Here is a 23838-nt window from a genome sequence, read left to right as displayed (position 1 = left end):
GTTAGACGTCATTTTCCCTTGCAGGTTGCAGCCACCCCCTCGATCGTGGTCTGTTAGCGACAGTGCTAACGGCAAGCAGGATGCGTATGGATTACCACAGCCCCTACTTCTTCGGTTACGTGCTCGGCCTGATTCATCTGCTCGGTATCATCGCGGCGCTGCATGCCGTGTTCACCGTGCGTACCGCCCAAGGTGCGATCGCCTGGGCCATGCCCCTGTTCTTCATCCCCTACTTTGCGCTCATCCCCTACCTGATCTTCGGTGCCCGCTCGTTCTATGCATACATCAACGCGCGCCGGCATGCCAACCAGGAGATGCACGTGGCCATGGCCAATCTCAACTGGCGGCCGTGGGTGGAGGAAGCCCTGACCGCCCGCGAGTCCGACAGCTATGCAGCCCTGCGCGCCATGCCCAAGCTGGGGCGCATGCCATGCCTGGCCAACAACGAGGTGAAGCTGCTTATCGATGGCGAAGCCACCTTCAAGGCGATCTTCGCCGCCATCGACAAGGCCCGTGACACCGTACTGGTGCAGTTCTTCATCATCCACGACGACACGCTCGGCCGAGATCTCCAGCAGTTGCTGTTGCGCAAGGCGGCAGAAGGGGTAAGGGTCTTCGTGCTTTACGACCGGGTCGGCAGCCACGCGCTGCCGGCCAGCTACAGCCAGGTGCTGCGCGACGGCGGTGTACAGATACAGGCATTCGCCACCCGCCGCGGCTTGTTCAACCGCTTCCAGGTCAACTTTCGCAACCACCGCAAGATCGTCGTGGTGGATGGGCTGCTGGGCTTTCTCGGCGGGCACAACGTGGGCGACGAGTACCTCGGCGCGCACCCGCGCCTGTCGCCGTGGCGCGACACCCATGTGCAGATCAGCGGCCCGGTACTGGCTTGCCTGCAGGAATCGTTCGCCGAGGACTGGTACTGGGCCACGCGCCAGCTGCCTCCGCTGATCCTGCCCGACACCTACCCTGAAGATGGCGTGCTGTGCCAGGCCCTGGCCAGTGGCCCGGCCGACCCCCAGGAAACCTGCGCGCTGTTCTTCCTCGAAGCCATCCACTCGGCCACTCGCCGGGTCTGGATCACCAGCCCGTATTTCATCCCCGACGAAGCGATCTTTGCCGCCCTGCGCCTGGCCGTGCTGCGCGGCGTCGATGTACGCATCCTCATCCCCGCACGCCCCGACCACCGTATCGTCTATGCCGCCTCCAGCCTGTTTGCCTTCGAGGCGGTGCGCGCGGGCGTGCGGATGTTCCGCTATCAACCGGGGTTCCTGCATCAGAAAGTGGTGTTGGTAGATGATGAGGTCACGGCCATTGGCAGCGCCAACCTGGATAACCGTTCCTTCCGCCTGAACTTCGAGATCACCCTGCTCACCGTGGACCGCGCCTTCGCCGACCAGGTCGAACAGATGCTGGTGAACGACTTCGAACAGGCCAGGGAGATCACCGCCGAGGACAGCCGCGACACCCATCGCCTGCAGCAACTGGGGATGCGTATCGCGCGTTTGATTTCGCCGATCCTGTAGCGCCTCGGCGTGCCTTGCAGGGGCACGCCGGGCAGCCCGTCAGCGATAGATGTCCTCACGCGTCCACGGCAGGTCGTGATGGCCATCGGCGAAAGGTTTCACGGCGAGGATCTGGTGCAGGTTCATCCAGCCCTTGCTGAAGGCGTAGGCGCAGCCGGCCAGGTACAGGCGCCAGATCCGCAGGGTCTTCTCCGGCACCAGCGCGGCGGCGCGGTGCAGCTGGTTCTCAAGGTTCTCGCTCCAGTGGTTGAGGGTCTTGGCGTAGTGCAGGCGCAGGCTCTCCACGTCCACCACCTCCAACCCCGCTTCGCAGATGCGCGCGCTGATCATCGAGATGTGCGGCAACTCGCCGTGGGGGAATACGTAGCGGTCGATGAACGCACCCGCGCCACGGCCCACCGGGCGACCGTCCACATGCTTGGCGGTGATGCCGTGATTCATCACCAACCCGCCCTCGCGCACCGCACTGAACAGCTTGCGGCAATAGAGTTCGAGGTTGGCGTGGCCGACGTGCTCGAACATGCCGACGCTGACCACCTTGTCGAAGCGGCCATCCTCGGGCAGGTCACGGTAATCGAGAATGTGCAGGTCGACCTTGTCGCCCAGCCCCTCCTCCTTGACCCGCTGTCGGCCCAGTTTCAGCTGCTCTTTGCTCAGGGTGATGCCGTACACCTTGGCGCCATACTCACGGGCGGCAAAACGCGCCAGCCCACCCCAACCGCAACCGACGTCCAGCAGGTAGTCACCGCCCTGCAGGCGCAACTTGCGGCACAGGTGATCGAACTTGTCCTGCTGGGCCTGGGCCAGAGTGTTGTCCGGCTCTTTGAAATAGGCACAGGAATAGACCATGTCCGGGTCCAGCCACAGCTGGTAGAACGCATTGGACAGGTCGTAGTGGTAGGAGATGGCTTCGGCGTCGGTGCTCTTGTCGTGAGAGGTGCGCTGCGGCAGCACGTCGTCCTCGTCCTTGAGCAGCGTTTGGCTAAGCTCGTCACACACCCGGATCACTTCGCCGATATCGCCTTCGAGCTCCAGTTGGCCTTCGACGAAAGCCGAACCCAGTGCTTCCAGGTTGGGATGGGTCAACTGGGCGATCAGCTGGGGGTCCTTGACCACGATGGTGACCTGCGGACTGGGCCCCAGATCGAACTGGTTGCCGTCCCACAGCTTGACCCGCAACGGTATGTCCAGGCTCTGCAAAACGGGTGGAAGTTGCGCAAGCATTCATGACCCTCCCTTTCACGGATTCGGAACGCCACGTCTTATCAAGTCGGACGCTACCGCATGAGGGTAGTTCATTCGTGCGAAGTTTCCGTTAGCCGCGACCATGGTCTAGAACTATCTGGCACGGCAAACGCTGCAGATTGTATACAATCCGCCGCACTCAGACTAACCTTATGCCCCTCTTCGCTTCCTCACCCTTGGAGTAACTAACCCATGAAATCCTATGACGTGGTGATCATCGGCGGCGGCCCCGGCGGCTACAACGCAGCGATCCGGGCCGGCCAGCTGGGTATGAGCGTGGCCTGCGTGGAAGGCCGTTCGACCCTCGGCGGCACCTGCCTGAACGTCGGTTGCATGCCCTCCAAGGCATTGCTGCACGCCTCCGAGCTGTTCGAGGCGGCCAGCGGTGACGAGTTCGCGCACCTGGGCATCGAGGTCAAGCCAAGCCTGAACCTGGCGCAGATGATGAAACAGAAGGATGAAAGCGTGACCGGCCTGACCAAGGGCATCGAGTACCTGTTCCGCAAGAACAAGGTCGACTGGGTCAAGGGCTGGGGCCGCCTGGACGGCGTCGGCAAGGTCGTCGTCAAGGCCGAGGACGGCAGCGAAACTACCTTGCAGGCCAAGGACATCGTCATCGCCACCGGCTCCGAACCGACCCCGCTGCCGGGCGTGACCATCGACAACCAGCGCATCATCGACTCCACCGGTGCCCTCTCCCTGCCCCAGGTGCCCAAGCACCTGATCGTGATCGGCGCCGGCGTGATCGGCCTGGAGCTGGGTTCGGTGTGGCGCCGCCTCGGCGCCGAGGTGACGGTGATCGAGTACCTCGACCGCATCTGCCCAGGCACCGATGAAGAAACCGCCAAGACCCTGCAAAAGGCCCTGGCCAAGCAAGGCATGGCCTTCAAGCTCGGCAGCAAGGTCACCCAGGCCAGCGCTTCGGCCGATGGCGTCAGCCTGACCCTGGAGCCGGCCGCTGGCGGCAGCGCCGAAACCCTGCAGGCCGACTACGTGCTGGTGGCTATCGGCCGTCGCCCGTATACCCAGGGCCTGAACCTGGAAAGCGTGGGGCTGCAAACCGACAAGCGCGGCATGCTGGTCAACGACCACCACCGCAGTTCGGTCCCGGGCATCTGGGTGATCGGCGACGTTACCTCCGGCCCGATGCTGGCGCACAAGGCCGAGGATGAAGCCGTGGCCTGCATCGAACGCATCCACGGCAAGCCGCACGAGGTCAATTACAACCTGATCCCGGGCGTCATCTATACCCGCCCGGAGCTGGCCAGTGTCGGCAAGACCGAAGAGCAGCTCAAGGCCGAAGGCCGCGCCTACAAGGTCGGCAAGTTCCCCTTCACGGCCAACAGCCGCGCCAAGATCAACCATGAGACCGAAGGCTTCGCCAAGGTTCTCGCCGACGCCAACACCGACGAGGTGCTGGGTGTGCACCTGGTCGGCCCGAGCGTCAGCGAGATGATCGGCGAGTTCTGCGTGGCCATGGAGTTCTCGGCCTCGGCCGAAGACATCGCCCTCACCTGCCACCCGCACCCGACCCGTTCCGAGGCCCTGCGCCAGGCGGCGATGAATGTGGATGGGATGGCGATGCAGATCTGATCGGCAGGTCTGTTGTACCCCTGTGGGAGCGGGTTTACCCGCGAAGATGACAACTCGGTGCCTGGCACGGGCTATGCCCGTGTTCGCGGGTGAACCCGCTCCCACAAGGATCGCTCAGCTGTTTGAATAGCGAGCAAGACAGTTGCACTGACATCCGCCCATCAGCCGTGCGCCAGCTTCTGGTCCACACCCTCCCGGAACCGCGACGCCAGGAACGGCGTGATATCCAGCGGCAACGCCTCGTTGTGGACAACCTTGTCCAGCAGCACCCCGGTGATCGCCGACGTCAGGATCCCGGTGCGGAAGTGTCCACAGGCATTGAAGTACCCCTCGACGTTATCCACAGGCCCGAGGATCGGCAGCTCATCCGGCGACCCCGGGCGTAGCCCGGCCCAGGTGCGCTTGAGGTTCACCTGCGCCAGCTCCGGCACGCAACGAATGGCTCCCTGCACCAGCCCACTGATCTCCGGGAAGGTGTTGCTGACATCGAAGCCTTTCTCTTCAGTGGTACTGCCGATCAGGATCTCGCCATTGTCCTTCTGCGCCATGTAGCAATCGCTGGTGGTGATGCAGCCATCGAGCAGCTTGGGCAGGCGCTCGGTCAGCACGATCTGGCCCTTTACCGGCTTGACCGGAATGCTCAGGCCCGTCGCCCACTCGCTCAGCTCGGCAGCCCAGGCGCCCGCAGCGTTGATCAGTGTGTGGCAGTGGAACTCGCCGGCTTCGGCAGTGCGCACGCCCTTGATCCGCGAGCCTTCATGCAGCACCCCGGTGACATTCACGTTGGGGTACAGGTCGACACCGTTCTGCCGCGCCGCCTCCAGGAAAGCGTCGCCCAGTCGGAACGGGCTCACCTGGTGATCGCAGAGGAACTCCAGCGCGCCATTGGCCTGCTGCGTCACCGCCGGCTCCGAGGCCCGCAGCGCGTCGCGGTCGAGCCAGCGCACCTGGTCGGCCAGGTGGGGGATCTGCTTGACGATGTGCTCGGCGTACAGCTGGTCCTCGTCATCCTGGATGATGTACTTGAGCCCGGTTCGCTCGAACTTGAAGTCCATGCCGTGACGCTCGATCAGCTCGCGGTGCAGTTGTGGATAAATCGCGTTGGACTGCAGGGCGAAGTCGAAGAAGCACGGCGGCAGGATATGCGGGGTACTGGAGTCGACCACCACCGCTGCGCCATTGGCCTCGCGCTTGCTGCGCGAGGACATCATGCGAAAGAAGATCACACCGCAGCCCAGCCCCACCGATTCGCCGATGGCCCACAGGCCGCCCGCCGACGCGCGCGTGGCGTTGCCCGGGCGCTTGCTGTCGATCAGGGCGATTTTCAGGTTGCTGCGTTTGGACAGCTGGTAGGCGCAGGACGCGCCGATCACGCCGCCGCCGGCGATGATGATGTCGTAATGCTTGGCCATGCTCAGGCCTCCGTGCCGAGGTGTGCGAATGCGGAAAACGGGATCGGGTCCACCGGGAAGCGTGGGCGCAGCCAGCCGACATCCTGGCGCCCGGTGGCGCTGCGCAGGCGATCGCTGCAGTATCCGACGCACATGCGCCCCTGGCAGTCGCCCATGCTCACCCGGGTGCGCATCTTCAGGCTGGCCATGTCCTGCACGCCCTGTTCCAGCGCCAGGTCGATCTGCTCGCGGGTGACGTGTTCGCAACGGCAGATCACCGTGTCGGCCTGGGGCAGTTCGACCTGCGCCGCCCCCCGTGCGGTGAAGCGTTCCACGCCCGCGCGGAAACGCTTGATCGCGGCGAGCTTGCCCAGGTACAGCTCGCGCCGTTCGATGGCCTGTTCGGCATCGAGCTTGCCCATCTGCAGGAGCATCGACAGCGCAGCGATACGCCCGGTCAGCATCGCCGCCTCGCCGCCACGGATACCGGCCATGTCACCCGCCAGGTGGGTGTTCGGGCGGCTGCTCTGCTGCCACACGTTGCACACCGCGCGCAGGTAGCCGTCTTCGCTGAAACCGTGTTCCAGGCCCAGTTGCTGGCTGAGCTGGGTGCGTGGGATGAAGCCGTAGCCCACCGCCAGCGTCTGCACCGTCTCGCGCTGGACGCGGGTCATGTCCGGCTTCCAGTCCTGGGTGTAGGGCGCAACGCTGACCTCGCACAGCTCATCCTCGCCCGTGGCCCCCACCACGCCCCAACCGTAGTGCATGGGGATGCCGTTGAGCTTCATGTAGGCGAGCATGCTCAGGCCATCGAGGAACAGCTGCGGTTTGTTCATCAGCGCCAGGCTTTCCTTGGCGATGCGGTTGAACGCGCAGGCTTCATATACCCCGCTGACCTTGGCCCCGGCGGCATGCAGCTGGCACGCAACCAAGGGCAACAACGGCCCGGTGCCGGCGATCAAGGTGCTGCCCAGCGGCTTGACCACGCCGCTCTTGATCTGCAGTTGCAGCCCGCCCAGCAGGATCACCCCCGGCAGGGTCCAGCCGGGGAACGGCACATTGCGCTCGTGGCAGCCGGCGGCCAGCAGCAGGTGGGAATAGTCGATCTCGTGCAGTTGCTCGTCGCCATCGAGCACCATCAGGCGCTGGTCATCGCCGCCCACCACGCGGTGGTTGAGGCGCAGGTCGATATGGCTGGCGCTGACGGCAAAGTCCTCGTGCAGGGTGTTCAGGGCCTTGGCGTAACGAGGGCCGAGGTAACCGAGGTCGATGCCGGCACGCAACGGGCCACGGTAAACCACCCCGCCTGGGCGCGAGGCTTCATCGAACAGCAGGCTGTCGACGCCGTGGGCGGCCAGCTCGATGGCCGCCCCCATGCCAGCAGAGCCAGCACCGACGATCACTGGGCGAAGGCTCATGAGCGGGCCTCCCCGTGTACGCGATTCACTTCGGTCTCGATCTGCATGCCCGGCTTGACCACCGTCTGGCACGCCCGGCGCTTGGGCCGCCCGTCGATCTGCACCAGGCAGCAGTGGCACACACCCATGCCGCAAAAGGCGCCGCTGAGCTGGTCGTGGTCATTGCGCGCCAACTGGCGCAGGCCAATGGCATTGAGCACGCTGAGGACGGTCTCCCCCGCGCTGGCCACTGCGGGCAGGCCATTGACCAGCAGGGTCATTTCCGCGCCTTCCAATGGCTGGATATCGTGCTTTCGTTGCAACGTCTGCATTTCCTGTCGTCCTTGATGACTGGTGGGTCGAGGGACGTTAGGGCAAACGCTGGGTGAAAACATTGATCCATGCCAGACGCATGATGTAGGAAAGTTCCGGGGCGACGGACGTGCGACGGACTTCACGTAAGTCGTGGGATTCGAGAACGCGATCCTGGAAAAGACAAATGGGGCCGCTTTGCGGCCCCATTAGTGGCGATGAAACGTTAACTGTTTGGCATGAGCACAGAGCCTGTCTGTTACTCCACCGTCACCGACTTGGCCAGGTTGCGCGGCTGGTCGACGTCGGTGCCCTTGAGCACGGCAACGTAGTACGACAGCAGTTGCAGCGGGATGGTGTAGAGGATCGGTGCCAGGGCGTCAGCGATGTGCGGCACCTTGATCACGTGGGTGCCCTCGCCGTTGCTCATGCCGGCGTTCTCGTCCGCGAACACCACCAGCTCGCCGCCACGGGCGCGCACTTCCTGCAGGTTGGACTTGAGCTTTTCCAGCAGCTCGTTGTTCGGCGCCACGGTGACCACCGGCATGTCGTTGTCGACCAGCGCCAAGGGGCCGTGCTTGAGCTCACCGGCCGGGTAGGCTTCGGCGTGGATATAGGAAATTTCCTTGAGCTTGAGCGCACCTTCCATGGCCACCGGGTACTGCGCGCCACGGCCAAGGAACAGGGTGTGGTGCTTGTCGGCGAACAGCTCGGCGATCTTCTCCACCACGCCGTCCATCGCCAGGGCTTCGCTCAGGCGGGCCGGCAGGCGGCGCAGTTCTTCAACCAGTTCGGCTTCGACGCCGTCCTGCAGCGTGCCGCGCACCTGGCCCAGGGCCAGGGTCAGCAGCATCAGCGACACCAGCTGGGTGGTGAAGGCCTTGGTGGAAGCGACGCCGATTTCCGGGCCGGCCAGGGTCAGCAGGGTCAGGTCGGATTCGCGCACCAGCGAGCTGATGCCCTTGTTGCAGATCGCCAGGCTGCCGAGGAAGCCCAGTTCCTTGGCATTGCGCAGGGCGGCCAGGGTATCGGCGGTTTCGCCGGACTGCGAGATCGAGACGAACAGGGTGTCCTGCTGCACCACCACCTTGCGGTAGCGGAACTCGCTGGCCACTTCCACCTGGCAGGGAATACCGGCCAGCTCTTCGAGCCAGTAACGGGCGACCATGCCGGCGTGGTAGCTGGTACCACAGGCGACGATCTGCACGTTGCGCACCTTGGCGAACAACTCGGCGGCCTGGGGGCCGAAAGCCTGGACCATCACGTGGTCCTTGGCCAGACGGCCTTCGAGGGTGCGCTGCACCACGGTCGGTTGCTCGTGGATTTCCTTGAGCATGAAGTGGCGATAGTTGCCCTTCTCAGCGGCTTCGGCGCCTTCGTGGTACTGCACCGTCTCGCGCTGAACCGGCTGGCCGGCCTGGTCCCAGATCTGTACCTGGTCACGGCGGATCTCGGCGATGTCACCCTCTTCCAGGTACATGAAGCGGTCGGTGACCTGGCGCAGGGCCAACTGGTCGGACGCCAGGAAGTTCTCGCCAAGGCCCAGGCCGATCACCAGCGGGCTGCCGCTGCGGGCAGCGACCAGGCGGTCCGGCTGGCTGGCGCTGATCACGGCCAGGCCATAGGCGCCATGCAGGCGCTTGACCGCAGCCTTGAGGGCGTCGGTCAGGTCCGGGATGGTCTTGAGCAGGTGGTGGATCAGGTGAACGATCACCTCGGTGTCGGTTTGCGAGGTGAACACGTAACCCAGCTGCTTGAGCTCTTCGCGCAGGGCTTCGTGGTTTTCGATGATGCCGTTGTGCACCACGGCCACGTCATGGCCAGAGAAGTGCGGGTGGGCGTTGCCCTCGGTCGGTGCACCGTGGGTGGCCCAACGGGTGTGGGCGATACCCAGCTGCCCGGCCAGCGGTTCGGCGCTGACGGCGGCTTGCAGCTCGCTGACCTTGCCGATACGGCGACGGCGCTCAAGGCCGCCCTGCTGGCTGTAGACGGCCAGGCCGGCACTGTCATAGCCACGGTACTCGAGGCGCTTGAGGCCTTCGATGAGGATTGCTGTGATATTGCGCTCGGCAACGGCACCAACGATTCCACACATAAGTTGTTGCTCCTAGCTGATAGCGGCGCAGATCAGATTGATGCCGCGGGCTTGAATGCGGTCGCGTGCCTCGGCGGGCAGGCGATCATCGGTAATAAGGGTGCTGACGCTGCTCCAGGGCAGCTCCAGGTTGGGGATCTTGCGGCCGACCTTGTCCGACTCGACCATCACGATCACCTCGCGGGCCACCTCGGCCATGACCCGGCTCAGGCCCAGCAGTTCGTTGAAGGTGGTGGTGCCACGTTCCAGGTCGATGCCGTCGGCGCCGATGAACAGCTGGTCGAAATCGTATGAGCGTAGAACCTGCTCGGCCACCTGGCCCTGGAACGACTCCGAATGAGGGTCCCAGGTGCCGCCGGTCATCAGCAGCACCGGCTCGTGTTCCTGCTCGCTGATGGCGCGGGCCACGTTGAGCGAGTTGGTCATCACCACCAGGCCAGGCTGGCGCCCGAGCTGGGGAATCATCGCCGCAGTGGTGCTGCCACTGTCGATGATGATGCGCGCGTGCTCACGGATGCGTTCGACTGCGGCCCGGGCGATGGCCTGCTTGTACTGGGACACCGGCTGTACCGTCTCCGCCAGCAGCTCCTGGGGCATGGTCACGGCACCACCGTAACGGCGCAACAGCAGGCCGTTGGCTTCCAGGGCAGCGAGGTCCTTGCGGATGGTCACTTCCGAAGTTTCGAAACGTTTGGCCAGGGCGTCGACGCTCACCTCGCCCTGCTCGGCGAGCAAAGCCAGGATGTTGTGGCGACGCTGGGGGGTGTTTCGTTTCGACATGGCTGTTTTAAGTTTCGATTCGAAAGTTAAGTGGCGCAATCAAAACCTAAAATCGATGTTTAGTCAAGACACGGGGCACACATCGTGAGCGCTGGCTTGCTCCGCGAATAGGCATCGACGTTATCGCGGGGCAAGCCCGCTCCCACTATGATTGGGCAAGGATCGACAAAAAAGCCGGCTTATTCACATAAGCCGGCTTTCGATCGAAATCGCTGTGGATAACTCAGTTCTTCTTGATCTTCTCCGGCCGTTTCCAGCCTTCGATGTTGCGTTGCCGTGCACGCGCCACGCCCAACTGGCCGGCGGGGACCGTCTGGGTGATGGTCGAGCCTGCGGCAGTGGTGGCACCGGCCTGGATTTCCACAGGCGCCACCAGCGAGTTGTTGGAGCCGATGAACACGTCCTCGCCCATCACAGTGCGGAACTTGTTGGCGCCGTCGTAGTTGCAGGTGATGGTGCCCGCACCGATGTTGGTACGCGCGCCGATCTCGGCATCGCCCAGGTAAGTCAGGTGGCCAGCCTTCGCACCTTCACCCAGGTGGGCGTTCTTCAGCTCGACAAAGTTACCCACATGGGCCTTGGCCTCCAGCACGCTGCCCGGGCGCAGGCGAGCGAACGGGCCGGCATCGCTGCCTTCGCCCATCACCGCACCGTCAAGATGGCTGTTGGCCTTGATCACCACGCCCTTGCGCAGGGTGCTGTCCTTGATCACGCAGTTGGGGCCGATCTGCACGTTGTCCTCGATGACCACCTTGCCCTCGAGGATGACGTTGATGTCGATCAGCACATCGCGCCCGACGCTGACCTCACCACGCACATCGAAACGTGCCGGGTCACGCAGGGTGACGCCCTGGGCCATCAGGCGGTGACCAGCGCGCAGTTGATAGTGACGCTCGAGCTCCGCCAACTGGCGGCGGTCGTTGGCACCCTGCACTTCCATCGGGTCGTGGGGCTGCTCGGTGGCTACCACCAGGCCATCGGCCACAGCCATGGCGATCACGTCGGTGAGGTAGTACTCGCCCTGGGCGTTGTTGTTGGACAGGCGGCCCATCCAGTCGGCCAGGCGCGCCGCCGGCATGGCGAGAATACCGGTGTTGCCCTCTTTGATCGCCTTCTGCGCGTCGCTGGCATCCTTGTGCTCGACGATTGCGGTGACCGCGCCTTGCTCGTTACGCACAATGCGGCCATAGCCGGTCGGGTCGGCGAGGTTGACCGTCAGCAGGCCCAGCTGGCTGGCGCTGACCTTGGCCAGCAAACGCTGCAGGGTTTCCACCTCGATCAGCGGCACATCGCCATACAGCACCAGCACGGTATCGGCGGTGACTGCCGGCAGGGCCTGGGCGACAGCGTGGCCAGTGCCCAGCTGCTGGTCCTGCATGACGAAGTTCAGGTCGTCCGCGGCCAGGCGTTCACGCACAAGCTCCGCACCGTGGCCAATGACCACGTGGATGCCCGTGGGCTGCAGTTGGCGAGCGCTGTGGATAACATGGCCAAGCATGGAGTTGCCGGCTACCGGGTGCAGCACCTTGGGCAGTGCCGAGCGCATACGGGTGCCTTGGCCTGCGGCGAGAATGACGATATCGAGGGACATTGACTGGCTACCAATCCTGGGCGGTCAGGGAAATGACCGGGGACCAAATTCTTGAAAAAGAAAAAGGGTAGCCGAGGCTACCCTTTAACTCAATCGCAGCGGAAGTGACCGGCAAAAGCCAGGTTACTTGCCTTTGCGCATTTGCTGGACAGTACGCAGCTGAGCTGCAGCCTCGGCCAGACGTGCGGCAGCAGCGCCGTAGTCGAAGTCCGAGCCTTTAGTGTTCAGCGCGTTCTCAGCAGCCTTGAGGGCTTCCTGAGCCTGAGCTTCGTCCAGGTCGGCAGCGCGCTGCACGGTGTCGGCAAGAACCTTGACCATGTTCGGCTGCACTTCGAGGAAGCCACCGGAGATGTAGAACACCTCTTGAGTGCCACCCTGCTTGGTCAGCGTGATCGGACCAGGCTTGAGATTGGTGATCAGCGGCGCGTGGCCCGGAGCGATACCAAGATCACCCAGGTTACCGTGCGCAACTACCATCTCGACCAGGCCGGAGAAGATCTCTCCTTCCGCGCTGACGATGTCGCAATGGACTGTCATAGCCATCTGCTTGCCTCAACCTGATAGCGCCCCTTGCGGGGCGCATGAATTACAGTTTCTTGGCTTTCTCGATCGCTTCGTCGATGCTGCCGACCATGTAGAACGCTTGTTCTGGCAGGTGGTCGTAGTCACCTTTGAGGATGCCGCTGAAGCCAGCGATGGTGTCCTTGAGCGAAACGTACTTGCCTGGCGAGCCGGTGAAGACTTCGGCCACGAAGAACGGCTGCGACAGGAAGCGCTGGATCTTACGAGCGCGGGCTACCAGTTGCTTGTCGGTCTCGGACAGTTCGTCCATACCCAGGATCGCGATGATGTCTTTCAGCTCTTTGTAGCGCTGCAGAACATACTGAACGCCACGAGCGGTGTCGTAGTGCTCGTTGCCGATCACGTTCGGGTCCAGCTGGCGCGAAGTCGAGTCCAGTGGGTCGACCGCTGGGTAGATACCCAGGGAGGCGATGTCACGGGACAGAACGACGGTGGCGTCCAAGTGGGCGAAGGTGGTCGCTGGCGACGGGTCGGTCAAGTCGTCCGCAGGTACGTATACGGCCTGGACGGAGGTGATCGAACCTTCCTTGGTGGAGGTGATGCGCTCTTGCAGAACGCCCATCTCTTCAGCCAGGGTCGGCTGGTAACCTACTGCCGAAGGCATACGGCCCAGCAGTGCGGATACTTCGGTACCGGCCAGGGTGTAACGATAGATGTTGTCGACGAACAGCAGAACGTCGTTACCTTCGTCACGGAACTTCTCAGCCATGGTCAGGCCGGTCAGCGCTACGCGCAGACGGTTTCCTGGTGGCTCGTTCATCTGACCGTAGACCAAGGCTACTTTGTCGAGAACGTTGGAGTCCTTCATCTCGTGGTAGAAGTCGTTACCCTCACGAGTACGCTCACCCACACCAGCGAACACGGAGTAACCGCTGTGTTCCATGGCGATGTTACGGATCAGTTCCATCATGTTTACGGTCTTGCCAACACCGGCACCACCGAACAGACCAACCTTACCACCCTTGGCGAACGGGCAAACCAGGTCGATAACCTTGATGCCGGTTTCCAGCAGGTCGTTGCCGCCTGCCTGGTCAGCGAACGAAGGCGCTGGCTGGTGGATACCGCGACGCTCTTCTTCGCCGATCGGGCCGGCTTCGTCGATTGGGTTGCCCAGAACGTCCATGATACGGCCCAGAGTGGCCTTACCAACTGGAACGGAAATGGCAGCGCCGGTGTCGACGACATCCAGACCGCGCTTCAGGCCTTCGGTCGAGCCCATCGCAATGGTACGAACCACGCCGTCGCCCAGCTGCTGCTGAACTTCCAGGGTGGTTTCCGCGCCTTGTACTTTCAGCGCGTTGTAAACACTCGGCACGACGTCACGTGGGAATTCCACGTCGATGACGGCGCCGATGATTTGAACGATACGTCCGCTACTCATAGCTGGATCCTCTGAATTTTTGAACCGTTAAACCGCGGCAGCGCCGCCGACGATTTCCGAGATCTCCTGGGTGATCGCAGCCTGACGCGCCTTGTTGTAGATCAACTGCAGCTCTTTGATCAAATCACCGGCGTTGTCTGTGGCGTTCTTCATGGCGATCATCCGGGCCGCTTGTTCAGCAGCGTTGTTCTCGACCACCGCCTGGTATACCTGCGACTCCACGTAACGCACCATCAAGCCGTCCAGCAGCTCTTTTGCGTCGGGTTCGTACAGGTAATCCCAGTGATGCTTGAGATCCTGATCCGGGGTTGCCACCAACGGTACCAATTGCTCGACCGTCGGTTTTTGGGTCATGGTGTTGATGAACTTGTTCGAAACCACCGAAAGGCGATCGATACGGCCGTCCAGGTAGGCGTCCAGCATCACTTTGACGGAGCCGATCAGATCGTTGATCGATGGCTCTTCGCCCAGGTGGCTGATCGCTGCTACGACGTTGCCGCCAAAGATGCGGAAGAAAGTCGCACCCTTGCTGCCGATCACGCACAGGTCGATTTCCACGCCCTGTTCGCGGTTTGCGCTCATGTCCTTGACCAGGGCCTTGAACAGGTTGGTGTTCAAGCCACCGCACAGACCACGGTCACTCGACACCACGACATAACCAACGCGCTTTACAGGGCGCTCGATCATGAACGGGTGGCGGTATTCCGGGTTGGCGTTGGCCAGATGACCGATCACCTGGCGGATACGCTCCGCGTAAGGACGGCTAGCAGCCATGCGCATTTGTGCCTTGCGCATCTTGCTTACCGCCACTTTCTCCATGGCGCTGGTAATTTTTTGCGTGCTTTTGATGCTCGCAATCTTACTGCGAATCTCTTTTGCGCCTGCCATGTATCACCTATCAGGTTAGCAAGCGGGGGCCGGAGCCCCCGCTGCGGCTTACCAGGTCTGGGTGGCCTTGAACTTCTCGATACCGGCTTTCATGCCAGCGTCGATTTCGTCGTTGAAGTCACCCTTCACGTTGATCTTGGCCATCAGTTCGGCGTGATCACGGTTGAAGAAGGCGATCAGCGCTTGCTCGAAGCTGCCGACCTTGGAGACTTCTACGTCAGTCAGGAAACCACGCTCAGCGGCGTACAGCGACAGGGCCATGTCGGCGATCGACATTGGCGCGTACTGCTTCTGCTTCATCAGCTCGGTTACGCGCTGACCATGCTCCAGCTGCTTGCGGGTCGCTTCGTCCAGATCGGAAGCGAACTGGGCGAATGCAGCCAGTTCACGGTACTGAGCCAGAGCGGTACGGATACCACCGGACAGTTTCTTGATGATCTTGGTCTGAGCGGCACCACCTACGCGGGATACCGAAACACCGGCGTTCACTGCAGGGCGGATGCCCGAGTTGAACATGGCCGATTCCAGGAAGATCTGACCGTCGGTGATCGAGATCACGTTGGTCGGAACGAACGCGGAAACGTCGCCAGCCTGGGTTTCGATGATCGGCAGAGCGGTCAGGGAACCGGTTTTGCCGGTGACTGCGCCGTTGGTGAACTTCTCTACGTACTCTTCCGAAACGCGCGATGCACGCTCCAGCAGACGGGAGTGGAGGTAGAACACGTCGCCTGGGTACGCTTCACGTCCTGGTGGACGGCGCAGCAGCAGGGAGATCTGACGGTAGGCAACGGCCTGCTTGGACAGGTCATCGTAGACGATCAGGGCATCTTCACCGCGGTCACGGAAGAACTCGCCCATGGTGCAGCCGGCGTATGGCGCCAGGAACTGCAGTGCGGCGGATTCCGAAGCACTGGCAACGACCACGATGGTGTTGGCCAGGGCGCCGGCTTCTTCCAGCTTGCGAACGATGTTGGCAACGGTGGAACGCTTTTGGCCGACTGCAACATAAACGCAGAAAATACCGGAGTCTTTCTGGTTGATGATGGCGTCGATGGCCATGGCGGTCTTGCCGATCTGGCGGTCACCGATGATCAGCTCGCGCTGGCCACGGCCGACAGGGATCATGGCGTCGACGGACTTGTAGCCAGTCTGTACAGGCTGGTCTACCGACTTACGCCAGATCACGCCTGGTGCCACTTTCTCGACAGCGTCGGTCTCGGTGTTGCCCAGAGGACCTTTACCGTCGATCGGGTTGCCCAGTGCGTCAACGACGCGACCCAGCAGTTCCTTACCAACCGGAACTTCCAGGATGCGGCCGGTGCACTTGGCGCTCATGCCTTCGGCGAGGGTGTCATAGGCACCCAGGATCACTGCACCTACGGAGTCTTGCTCCAGGTTCAGTGCCATACCGAAGACGCTGCCCGGGAACTCGATCATTTCGCCGTACATGACGTCGGCCAGACCGTGGATCCGCACGATACCGTCGGAAACCGAAACAACGGTACCTTCGTTACGGGCTTGGGAGCCGACATCGAGTTTCTCGATGCGACCCTTGATGATTTCACTAATTTCGGAAGGATTGAGTTGCTGCATTGCTCTGCTGCCCCTTCAAACTCAAGATTTCAATGCTTCGGCCAGTTTCGCGATTTTGCCGCGAACCGAGCCATCGATTACCAGGTCGCCGGCGCGGATAACGACGCCACCGATCAGGCTGGCATCCTCCGTCGCGTGCAGGCGCACTTCCCGGCTGAGCCGTGCACTGAGAACCTTGGCGAGTTTGTCTTGCTGTTCTTGGTTCAACGCAAAAGCACTGGTGACTTCCACGTCCACGGATTTCTCTTGCTCGGCCTTGTACAGGTCGAACAGAGCGGCAATCTCCGGCAGAAGCAGGAGACGGTCGTTTTCCGCGGCAACATGAATGAAATTCTGTGCCTGAGTGTCGAACTTGTCACCGCACACTTCGATGAATGCGGCGGCCTTGTTTGCGCTAGTCAGTTGCGGGGCCTTGAGCAGGCGCTGCATGGTGTCGTCTTGCGACACCGCAGCAGCCAGGCCGAGCATGGCTGACCAATTGGCCAGTTGCTGATGGGCCTGGGCGTGCTCGAAGGCAGCCTTAGCGTAAGGTCGGGCCAACGTGGTCAGTTCTGCCATGATCGCCCTCGCTTAAATTTCAGCGGCCAGTTTGTTAACCAGCTCCGCATGCGCGTTTTGATCGATTGTGGCGCCAAGGATTTTTTCAGCACCGCCAACAGCCAGGGCACCCACTTGGGCACGCAGGGCGTCTTTGACGCTGTTAATTTCCTGTTCGATCTCGGCTAGAGCCTGGGCCTTCACACGGTCAGCTTCGACGCGGGCCTGTTCACGGGCTTCCTCGACAAGCTGAGCAGCGCGTTTCTTGCTTTGCTCAATGATTTCAGCTGCCTGTGCCTTCGCTTCACGCAGTTGCTGACCCGCTTTCTCTTGGGCCAGCTCCAGGTCGCGAGCTGCGCGGTTGGCAGCGTCCAAGCCGTCGGCAATCTTCTTTTGACGCTCTTGCAGAGCAGTGATGACCGGAGGCCATACGTACTTCATGCAGAAGAGTACAAAAATCAGGAAAGCAACGGATTGGCCAATCAGGGTTGCATTAATGTTCACGCCAACACCTCGCTCGGTCTTTGTTCATCACAGCAATCAACTCGTAAAAAACGAGTGATTAGCCGGCGATCTGACCAACGAAGGGGTTTGCGAAGGTGAAGAACAGAGCGATACCAACACCGATCATGGTTACGGCGTCGAGCAGACCGGCAACGATGAACATTTTGACCTGCAGCATTGGAACCATTTCTGGCTGGCGAGCAGCGCCTTCCAGGAATTTGCCGCCCAGCAGGCCGAAACCAATGGCGGTACCCAGAGCACCCAGGCCGATCAGCAGAGCAACAGCGATAGCGGTCAGACCAACTACAGTTTCCATCTTTCCTCCCGACTTTTACGTCGTATTGGTTAGGTTTTTAGTTTGAAGCGGTAAAACAAATCGTTTGGTACAGCATGCCCTTGCGGACTTTTTAAGCCCTCCCCCAACGCTTGCGGGGAAGGCTATCAGACACGCCAGGCGGTCTTAATGGTTATCTTCGTGCGCCATCGACAGGTAGACGATGGTCAGCATCATGAAGATGAAGGCTTGCAGGGTGATGATCAGGATGTGGAACACCGCCCACGCCCATTGCAGCACCACACCCAGGCCGGACAGCCACAGCAGGCCGGAACCGAACATCACCGCGATCAGGATGAACACCAGTTCGCCGGCGTACATGTTGCCGAACAGACGCAGTGCCAGCGAGATCGGCTTGGCGATCAGGGTGACGAATTCGAGCAGGAAGTTCACCGGGATCAGCAGGATCTGAACGAAGATGTTCTTGCTGCCGAACGGGTGCAGGGTCAGCTCGCCGATGAAGCCGCCGAGGCCCTTGACCTTGATGCTGTAGAAGATGATCAGGGCGAACACGCTGAAGGCCATGGCCAGCGTGGCGTTCGGGTCGGTGGTCGAAACCGCGCGGAACGGAATGTGCGGATCACCGGAGATCAGGATCGCCAGCTGAGGAATCCAGTCGACCGGTACCAGGTCGACGGCGTTCATCAGGAATACCCAGACGAAAATGGTCAGCGCCAGCGGTGCGATCACCGGGCTGCGGCCGTGGAAGGAGTCCTTCACGCTGCCGTGAACGAAATCGACCATCACTTCGACGAAGTTCTGCAGTCCGCCAGGCTGGCCGGAGGTCGCCTTCTTCGCCGCCATGCGGAAGATGAACAGGAAGATCAGACCCAGCGCAACGGACCAGCCAAGGGTGTCCACGTGGAACGCCCAGAAGCCCATTGCCTTGGCTTCTGCAGCCGAATGGGCGAAGCCCCAGCTGCCGTCTGGTAGTTGACCGTAGGTCAGGTTCTGCAAGTGGTGCTGGATATAGCCCGAAGCGGTTTCTGCTGCCATGGTTGCCTCAAACGCCCTAAGGTCTCGAAAGTCTTTTATTCATCAGCAGGGGCGCGAACCAGCTGACCATAAGGGTCAGCACGAAGACGCCGAATACTGCCAACGGCGCCAATGGCTTCACTCCTGCGAAGGTCAGTGCGAACAGCACTGCCGTCAAAATCATCTTGCCTGCCTCGCCAGCGTAAAACGACTTGACGATGGCCTGCGCCGCTCGGGCTCCGCTGAAGCGAAAAGCCTTCCAGGCGAAATACATATTGGGCAGCCAGGCAATCAGTCCCCCGCAGAGGCCTGAATATCCACTGACTCCCCCTTTCCACTGCCACAACACCAATGTTGCCAGCAGCAGTACAACAAATTGAGCCAGCAGTACCGGAAAAACCGCCCAGCGATGGAAAGGCAGGCGGTTTGGCGTGCGGATTTCCATCACAACTGCTCCTCGGAAGTCGACTACCTGGTCAGCAATGACTTGGCATAATTTGTGCCGACAAAATGCGCGCAGAGTATAGGGGCGGATTAACCCCTATTCAACTATTGGGTAGTGATTTCCGACTGCGCGCTACAACGGGAATTGTTTCAGCGGATGTGAGCAAGCACACCTTGCAACTCATCAAGCGAGTTGTAACGGATGACCAACTGGCCCTTGCCCTTGTTGCCATGGCGGATTTGCACCGCCGAGCCCAGGCGCTCTGCCAGACGCTGTTCGAGGCGAGCGATATCCGGATCAGGTTTGCTCGGTTCGACCGGATCAGGTTTGCCGTTGAGCCACTGGCGCACCAGTGCCTCGGTTTGGCGCACGGTAAGGCCACGTGCGACAACATGACGCGCCCCTTCTTCCTGACGGGCTTCGTCCAGGCCGAGCAAGGCACGGGCATGGCCCATCTCCAGATCGCCATGGGCGAGCATGGTCTTGATCGCCTCGGGCAGCGAGATCAGGCGCAGCAAGTTGGCCACGGTCACCCGCGACTTGCCGACGGCATCGGCCACTTGCTGCTGGGTGAGTTCGAACTCGTGCTGCAGGCGCTGCAGGGCAATCGCCTCCTCCAGCGGGTTGAGGTCTTCACGCTGGATGTTCTCGATCAGCGCCATGGCGATGGCGGCTTCGTCGGGCACCTCGCGGACCATGGCCGGGATGCTGTCCAGGCCGGCCTGCTGGGTGGCGCGCCAGCGGCGCTCACCGGCGATGATCTCGTAACGGTTGTCGCCGATCGGGCGGACCACGATCGGTTGCATGACGCCGTGGTTGCGGATCGAGTGCGCCAGTTCTTCCAGCGCTTCGGGATCCATGTCACGGCGAGGCTGGTACTTGCCGCGCTGGATCAGCTCGACCGGCAGATGTTGCAGTTCTTTCTGGTCGATCTTGACAGCCTGCTCTTCGAGCGCGCTGACGGAAGGACCACTGAGCAGTGCATCCAACCCACGTCCGAGACCTCGTTTCTTGATGGCCATGCGGATTCCTTAAGTTGTTTGTGCAGTGCGTGATGGACGGCGCTGACGGCGAACCAGTTCCCCGGCAAGCGCAAGATAGGCGAGCGCGCCACGGGATTGCTTGTCGTAGGCCAGCGCCGGCATGCCGAAGCTCGGCGCCTCGGCCAGGCGGATGTTGCGAGGGATCACCGTGTCGTACAGCTGGTCGCCGAAGTGCTCCTTGAGCTGCGCCGAAACATCGTTGTTCAGGCTCAGGCGCGGGTCATACATCGTCCGCAACAGGCCTTCGATCTTCAGCGCCGGGTTCAACCGTGCGGCGATGCGCTTGATGTTATCCACAAGGTCGCTGAGACCTTCCAGTGCGTAGTACTCGCACTGCATGGGGATGATCACGCCATCGGAGGCGACCAGGGCGTTGAGGGTCAGCATCGACAGCGACGGCGGGCAGTCGATGAGGATGTAGTCGTAGCTCTCGCGGATCGGCGCCAGGGCGTTGCGCAGGCGGCTTTCCTTCATCTGCATCTCGAGCAGTACCACCTCGGCGGCGGTCAGGTCGCGGTTGGCCGGCAGCAGCTGGTAACCACCGTGCTCGGAGTAGTGCATGGCCTGGGTCAGGTCGCACTCCCCGATCAGCAGGTCGTACACCGAATGTTCGAGCTCGTGTTTATCCACACCGCTGCCCATGGTGGCGTTGCCCTGCGGATCGAGGTCGATCAGCAGCACGCGGCGCTTGGTCGCGGCCAGCGATGCGGCGAGATTGATACAGGTGGTGGTCTTGCCCACACCACCTTTCTGGTTCGCGATTGCGAATACCTTAGCCATTGTTGCGTGTGTTCCCAGTCATGCCTTGCGGCGCAGTATCAGCAGATGGCGCTGGCCCTGGCAACCTGGAACGGTCAGGGCCTGCTCGCTTTCCACTGTGAAGTCTGCGGGCAATGCTACCAGTTCATCGGCAGGATGCAGCCCTTTCATTGCAAGCCATTGCGTGCGGGCGTCACCCAGGTGGCGGGTCCAGTTGGTGAAATTTTCCATGCTGCTGAAAGCGCGCGAGACGATCCCGCAGAACGGCTGCTCGGGCTGAACCTCTTCGACCCGGCTGTGGATAACCGTGAGGTTGTCCAGCTTCAGCTCCATTTTCACCTGGGTCAGGAAGCGGGTCTTCTTGCCGTTGCTGTCGAGCACCGTCACTTGCTTGTGCGGATGCAGGATAGCCAACGGGATGCCGGGCATGCCGCCACCGCTGCCGACATCCAGCCAACGCTGGGTGTCATTGTGGATAAACGGCATGACGCTGAGGCTGTCGAGCAGGTGGCGCGACACCATCTCGTCCGGGTTACGCACAGCGGTGAGGTTGTAGGCCTTGTTCCATTTGATCAACAGGGCCAGGTAGCCCAACAGCAGTTCGTGCTGCTGCGCGCTCAGCTCGACACCGAGCTGGCGCGCACCTGTGGACAACTCTTCGGCGTGTTGCGGGGTGACCAGGGAACTCAAGCGCTTTGCTCCAATTCGCGGCCTGCGCCGCGTTTTTTCAAGTGAATCAGCAACAGGGAAATCGCCGCAGGCGTGACACCCGGGATACGTGAAGCCTGGCCAAGCGTTTCTGGACGGGTTTCGCCAAGCTTGCCCTGGATCTCCTTGGACAAGCCGGAAATCGAGGTGTAGTCGATATCCACAGGCAGGCGGGTGTCTTCGCTGGCACGCAGCCGGGCGATCTCGTCCTGCTGACGGTCGATGTAGCCGGCGTACTTGGTCTTGATCTCGACCTGCTCGGCAACCTGTGGATCGATCACTTCGCCGCCGGTGGCTTCGATCAGGCCAGCGTAGTCGACTTCCGGGCGAGCCAGCAGGTTGAGCAGGCTGTACTCATGGGTCAGTGGGGTCGCGAACTTATCCACAATGGCCTGGCCTTGTGGCGTGCCCGGGCGTACCCAGGTGCTTTTCAGGCGCTGCTCTTCGCGCTCGATGCCTTCGCGCTTGGCGCTGAAGGCGGCCCAGCGCTCGTCGTCGATCAAACCCAGCTCGCGGCCTTTCTCGGTCAGGCGCAGGTCGGCGTTGTCTTCGCGCAGGATCAGCCGGTATTCGGCGCGCGAAGTGAACATGCGGTAGGGCTCTTGGGTACCGAGGGTGATCAGGTCGTCGACCAGCACACCGATGTAGGCCTCATCACGGCGCGGGCACCAGCTTTCGCGGCCCTGCGCGCGCAACGCGGCGTTGGTCCCGGCCAACAGGCCCTGGGCGCCGGCCTCTTCGTAACCGGTGGTGCCGTTGATCTGGCCCGCGAAGAACAGGCCGCCGATGACCTTGGTCTCGAGGCTGTACTTGAGGTCGCGCGGGTCGAAGTAGTCGTACTCGATGGCGTAGCCCGGGCGAACGATGTGGGCGTTTTCCATGCCGCGGATCGAGCGCACCAGCTCCAGCTGCACGTCGAACGGCAGCGAAGTCGAGATGCCGTTGGGGTACAGCTCATGGGTGGTCAGGCCTTCCGGCTCGATGAACACCTGGTGGCTTTCCTTGTCGGCGAAGCGGTGGATCTTGTCTTCGATCGACGGGCAATAGCGCGGGCCGATGCCTTCGATCACACCCGAGTACATCGGCGAGCGGTCGAGGTTCGAGGCAATGATTTCGTGGGTGCGCGCATTGGTGTGGGTAATCCAGCAGCTCACCTGGCGCGGGTGCATCTGGGCATTGCCCATGAACGACATCACCGGGATCGGCGTGTCGCCGGGCTGCTCGGTCATTACCGAGAAATCCACGGAGCGGCCATCGATGCGCGGCGGTGTGCCGGTTTTCAGCCGGCCGACGCGCAGCGGCAATTCGCGCATGCGATGGGCCAGGGCAATCGAAGGCGGGTCGCCGGCGCGACCGCCGGAATGATTCTGCAGGCCGATGTGGATAAGTCCACCTAGGAAAGTACCGGTGGTCAGTACCACGCTCTCGGCGAAGAAACGCAGGCCCATTTGCGTGACCACGCCCTTCACCTGGTCCTGCTCGACGATCAGGTCATCGCAGGACTGCTGGAATATCCACAGGTTCGGCTGGTTTTCCAGGATTTCGCGCACCACCGCCTTGTAGATGGCGCGGTCGGCCTGTGCCCGAGTGGCGCGTACGGCCGGGCCCTTGCGGTTGTTCAGGATGCGGAACTGGATGCCGCTCTTGTCGGTGGCCAGCGCCATGGCGCCGCCGAGCGCGTCGATCTCTTTGACCAGATGGCTTTTACCGATGCCACCGATGGCCGGGTTGCAGCTCATGTGACCGAGGGTTTCCACGTTATGGGTCAACAGCAGGGTTTTCACACCCATGCGTGCAGACGCAAGCGCAGCCTCGGTACCGGCATGGCCGCCGCCGATGACGATCACTTCAAAACGGGAAGGGAAATCCACCACGCACCTCGTGCCTGTTTTTACGAATAGAGAAGGTAAGCGGACAAGTATAGGGACTTACCCCCCTTCAAAGAAACCGTCTGAGCAAATTTTGACCAGGCTGTGGATGAGTGGCAGGCAATAGAAATCAAAGAAGAAAAATTTATAAAAGCTTTGTTTTTATGTTTATGTTTAGGGGCCTACCTGTCTGTTGATAACTACCTGTAGGCCTTTAACTACGTACTGTACAGCGATTCATAACCCTGGGTCTAAGTAGCCCTGTGGGGTCTGGACAAGGTTGTTTAACCT

At 61.7% G+C, this 23838-nt stretch carries 22 protein-coding genes; 2 read left to right on the top strand and 20 right to left on the bottom strand.

What is annotated here, in order from left to right; all coding sequences use genetic code 11:
* Positions 1-86 precede the first annotated feature (86 nt).
* Positions 87-1526 carry a cardiolipin synthase gene (gene cls / locus ACO6VM_RS13600; RefSeq protein WP_401055932.1) on the top strand — a complete coding sequence of 480 codons (1440 nt, stop codon included), beginning with the start codon at positions 87-89 and terminating at the stop codon, positions 1524-1526.
* 39 nt (positions 1527-1565) lie between these two features.
* Here cls and cfaB read toward each other — a convergent pair whose 3' ends face one another.
* The gene (gene cfaB / locus ACO6VM_RS13595; RefSeq protein ID WP_390969644.1) at positions 1566-2750 is read right to left on the bottom strand and encodes a C17 cyclopropane fatty acid synthase CfaB; all 1185 of its coding nucleotides are present in this window, start codon (positions 2748-2750) and stop codon (positions 1566-1568) included.
* 213 nt (positions 2751-2963) lie between these two features.
* On the opposite strand from cfaB, the gene lpdA reads away from it, so the two are divergent.
* Positions 2964-4364 (top strand): dihydrolipoyl dehydrogenase, encoded by a 1401-nt coding sequence (gene lpdA, locus ACO6VM_RS13590; protein WP_401055936.1) that lies wholly within the window; start codon positions 2964-2966, stop codon positions 4362-4364.
* Between the two features lie 161 nt (positions 4365-4525).
* Here lpdA and hcnC read toward each other — a convergent pair whose 3' ends face one another.
* From hcnC to mnmG, 19 genes are all read right to left on the bottom strand, one after another.
* Positions 4526-5776 (bottom strand): cyanide-forming glycine dehydrogenase subunit HcnC, encoded by a 1251-nt coding sequence (gene hcnC, locus ACO6VM_RS13585; RefSeq protein ID WP_401055938.1) that lies wholly within the window; start codon positions 5774-5776, stop codon positions 4526-4528.
* A 2-nt stretch (positions 5777-5778) separates the two neighbouring features.
* The gene (gene hcnB, locus ACO6VM_RS13580) at positions 5779-7173 is read right to left on the bottom strand and encodes a cyanide-forming glycine dehydrogenase subunit HcnB (protein WP_401055940.1); all 1395 of its coding nucleotides are present in this window, start codon (positions 7171-7173) and stop codon (positions 5779-5781) included.
* Positions 7170-7484 carry a cyanide-forming glycine dehydrogenase subunit HcnA gene (gene hcnA / locus ACO6VM_RS13575; protein ID WP_110995060.1) on the bottom strand — a complete coding sequence of 105 codons (315 nt, stop codon included), beginning with the start codon at positions 7482-7484 and terminating at the stop codon, positions 7170-7172. Before hcnA ends, hcnB begins: the two co-directional genes overlap by 4 nt.
* A 239-nt stretch (positions 7485-7723) precedes the next feature.
* A complete protein-coding gene (gene glmS, locus ACO6VM_RS13570; RefSeq protein ID WP_401055942.1) occupies positions 7724-9559 on the bottom strand; it encodes a glutamine--fructose-6-phosphate transaminase (isomerizing) in 1836 nt (611 codons plus the stop codon).
* A gap of 12 nt (positions 9560-9571) precedes the next feature.
* The gene (locus tag ACO6VM_RS13565; RefSeq protein ID WP_401055944.1) at positions 9572-10339 is read right to left on the bottom strand and encodes a DeoR/GlpR family DNA-binding transcription regulator; all 768 of its coding nucleotides are present in this window, start codon (positions 10337-10339) and stop codon (positions 9572-9574) included.
* A 223-nt stretch (positions 10340-10562) separates the two neighbouring features.
* Positions 10563-11930, bottom strand: a complete 1368-nt coding sequence (glmU, locus tag ACO6VM_RS13560; RefSeq protein WP_401055946.1) for a bifunctional UDP-N-acetylglucosamine diphosphorylase/glucosamine-1-phosphate N-acetyltransferase GlmU — start codon at positions 11928-11930, stop codon at positions 10563-10565.
* A 123-nt stretch (positions 11931-12053) separates the two neighbouring features.
* Positions 12054-12473 (bottom strand): F0F1 ATP synthase subunit epsilon, encoded by a 420-nt coding sequence (locus ACO6VM_RS13555; protein WP_110994045.1) that lies wholly within the window; start codon positions 12471-12473, stop codon positions 12054-12056.
* 43 nt (positions 12474-12516) lie between these two features.
* The gene (atpD, locus tag ACO6VM_RS13550; protein ID WP_016489910.1) at positions 12517-13893 is read right to left on the bottom strand and encodes a F0F1 ATP synthase subunit beta; all 1377 of its coding nucleotides are present in this window, start codon (positions 13891-13893) and stop codon (positions 12517-12519) included.
* 27 nt (positions 13894-13920) lie between these two features.
* Positions 13921-14781 carry a F0F1 ATP synthase subunit gamma gene (atpG, locus tag ACO6VM_RS13545; RefSeq protein WP_401055948.1) on the bottom strand — a complete coding sequence of 287 codons (861 nt, stop codon included), beginning with the start codon at positions 14779-14781 and terminating at the stop codon, positions 13921-13923.
* 48 nt (positions 14782-14829) lie between these two features.
* Complete coding sequence (atpA, locus tag ACO6VM_RS13540; protein ID WP_401055950.1) at positions 14830-16374, bottom strand: F0F1 ATP synthase subunit alpha; 1545 nt, start codon at positions 16372-16374, stop codon at positions 14830-14832.
* Between the two features lie 21 nt (positions 16375-16395).
* Positions 16396-16932 (bottom strand): F0F1 ATP synthase subunit delta, encoded by a 537-nt coding sequence (locus ACO6VM_RS13535; RefSeq protein WP_110994048.1) that lies wholly within the window; start codon positions 16930-16932, stop codon positions 16396-16398.
* Positions 16933-16944: 12 nt separating this feature from the next.
* Positions 16945-17415: a F0F1 ATP synthase subunit B gene (locus tag ACO6VM_RS13530; RefSeq protein WP_110994049.1), complete on the bottom strand. Its 471-nt coding sequence runs from the start codon at positions 17413-17415 to the stop codon at positions 16945-16947.
* Between the two features lie 58 nt (positions 17416-17473).
* Positions 17474-17731 (bottom strand): F0F1 ATP synthase subunit C, encoded by a 258-nt coding sequence (gene atpE / locus ACO6VM_RS13525; RefSeq protein WP_003097235.1) that lies wholly within the window; start codon positions 17729-17731, stop codon positions 17474-17476.
* 144 nt (positions 17732-17875) lie between these two features.
* Entirely contained in the window at positions 17876-18745 is an 870-nt protein-coding gene (atpB, locus tag ACO6VM_RS13520; protein WP_232885467.1) for a F0F1 ATP synthase subunit A, read from the bottom strand.
* A 16-nt stretch (positions 18746-18761) separates the two neighbouring features.
* Complete coding sequence (locus ACO6VM_RS13515; protein WP_110994051.1) at positions 18762-19169, bottom strand: F0F1 ATP synthase subunit I; 408 nt, start codon at positions 19167-19169, stop codon at positions 18762-18764.
* Positions 19170-19318: 149 nt separating this feature from the next.
* Positions 19319-20191: a ParB/RepB/Spo0J family partition protein gene (locus tag ACO6VM_RS13510; protein WP_125466131.1), complete on the bottom strand. Its 873-nt coding sequence runs from the start codon at positions 20189-20191 to the stop codon at positions 19319-19321.
* Positions 20192-20200: 9 nt separating this feature from the next.
* Positions 20201-20992 carry a ParA family protein gene (locus ACO6VM_RS13505; protein ID WP_110994053.1) on the bottom strand — a complete coding sequence of 264 codons (792 nt, stop codon included), beginning with the start codon at positions 20990-20992 and terminating at the stop codon, positions 20201-20203.
* Positions 20993-21010: 18 nt separating this feature from the next.
* Positions 21011-21661, bottom strand: a complete 651-nt coding sequence (rsmG, locus tag ACO6VM_RS13500; RefSeq protein ID WP_110994054.1) for a 16S rRNA (guanine(527)-N(7))-methyltransferase RsmG — start codon at positions 21659-21661, stop codon at positions 21011-21013.
* Positions 21658-23550 (bottom strand): tRNA uridine-5-carboxymethylaminomethyl(34) synthesis enzyme MnmG, encoded by a 1893-nt coding sequence (gene mnmG / locus ACO6VM_RS13495; protein WP_401055954.1) that lies wholly within the window; start codon positions 23548-23550, stop codon positions 21658-21660. The genes rsmG and mnmG overlap by 4 nt, the downstream gene beginning before the upstream one ends.
* Positions 23551-23838: the final 288 nt, after the last annotated feature.

It is taken from the genome of Pseudomonas sp. GZD-209, from assembly GCF_049310485.1.
Classification (GTDB): Bacteria; Pseudomonadota; Gammaproteobacteria; order Pseudomonadales; family Pseudomonadaceae; genus Aquipseudomonas; species Aquipseudomonas sichuanensis.
This window is presented reverse-complemented; position numbering and strand designations above follow the sequence as displayed.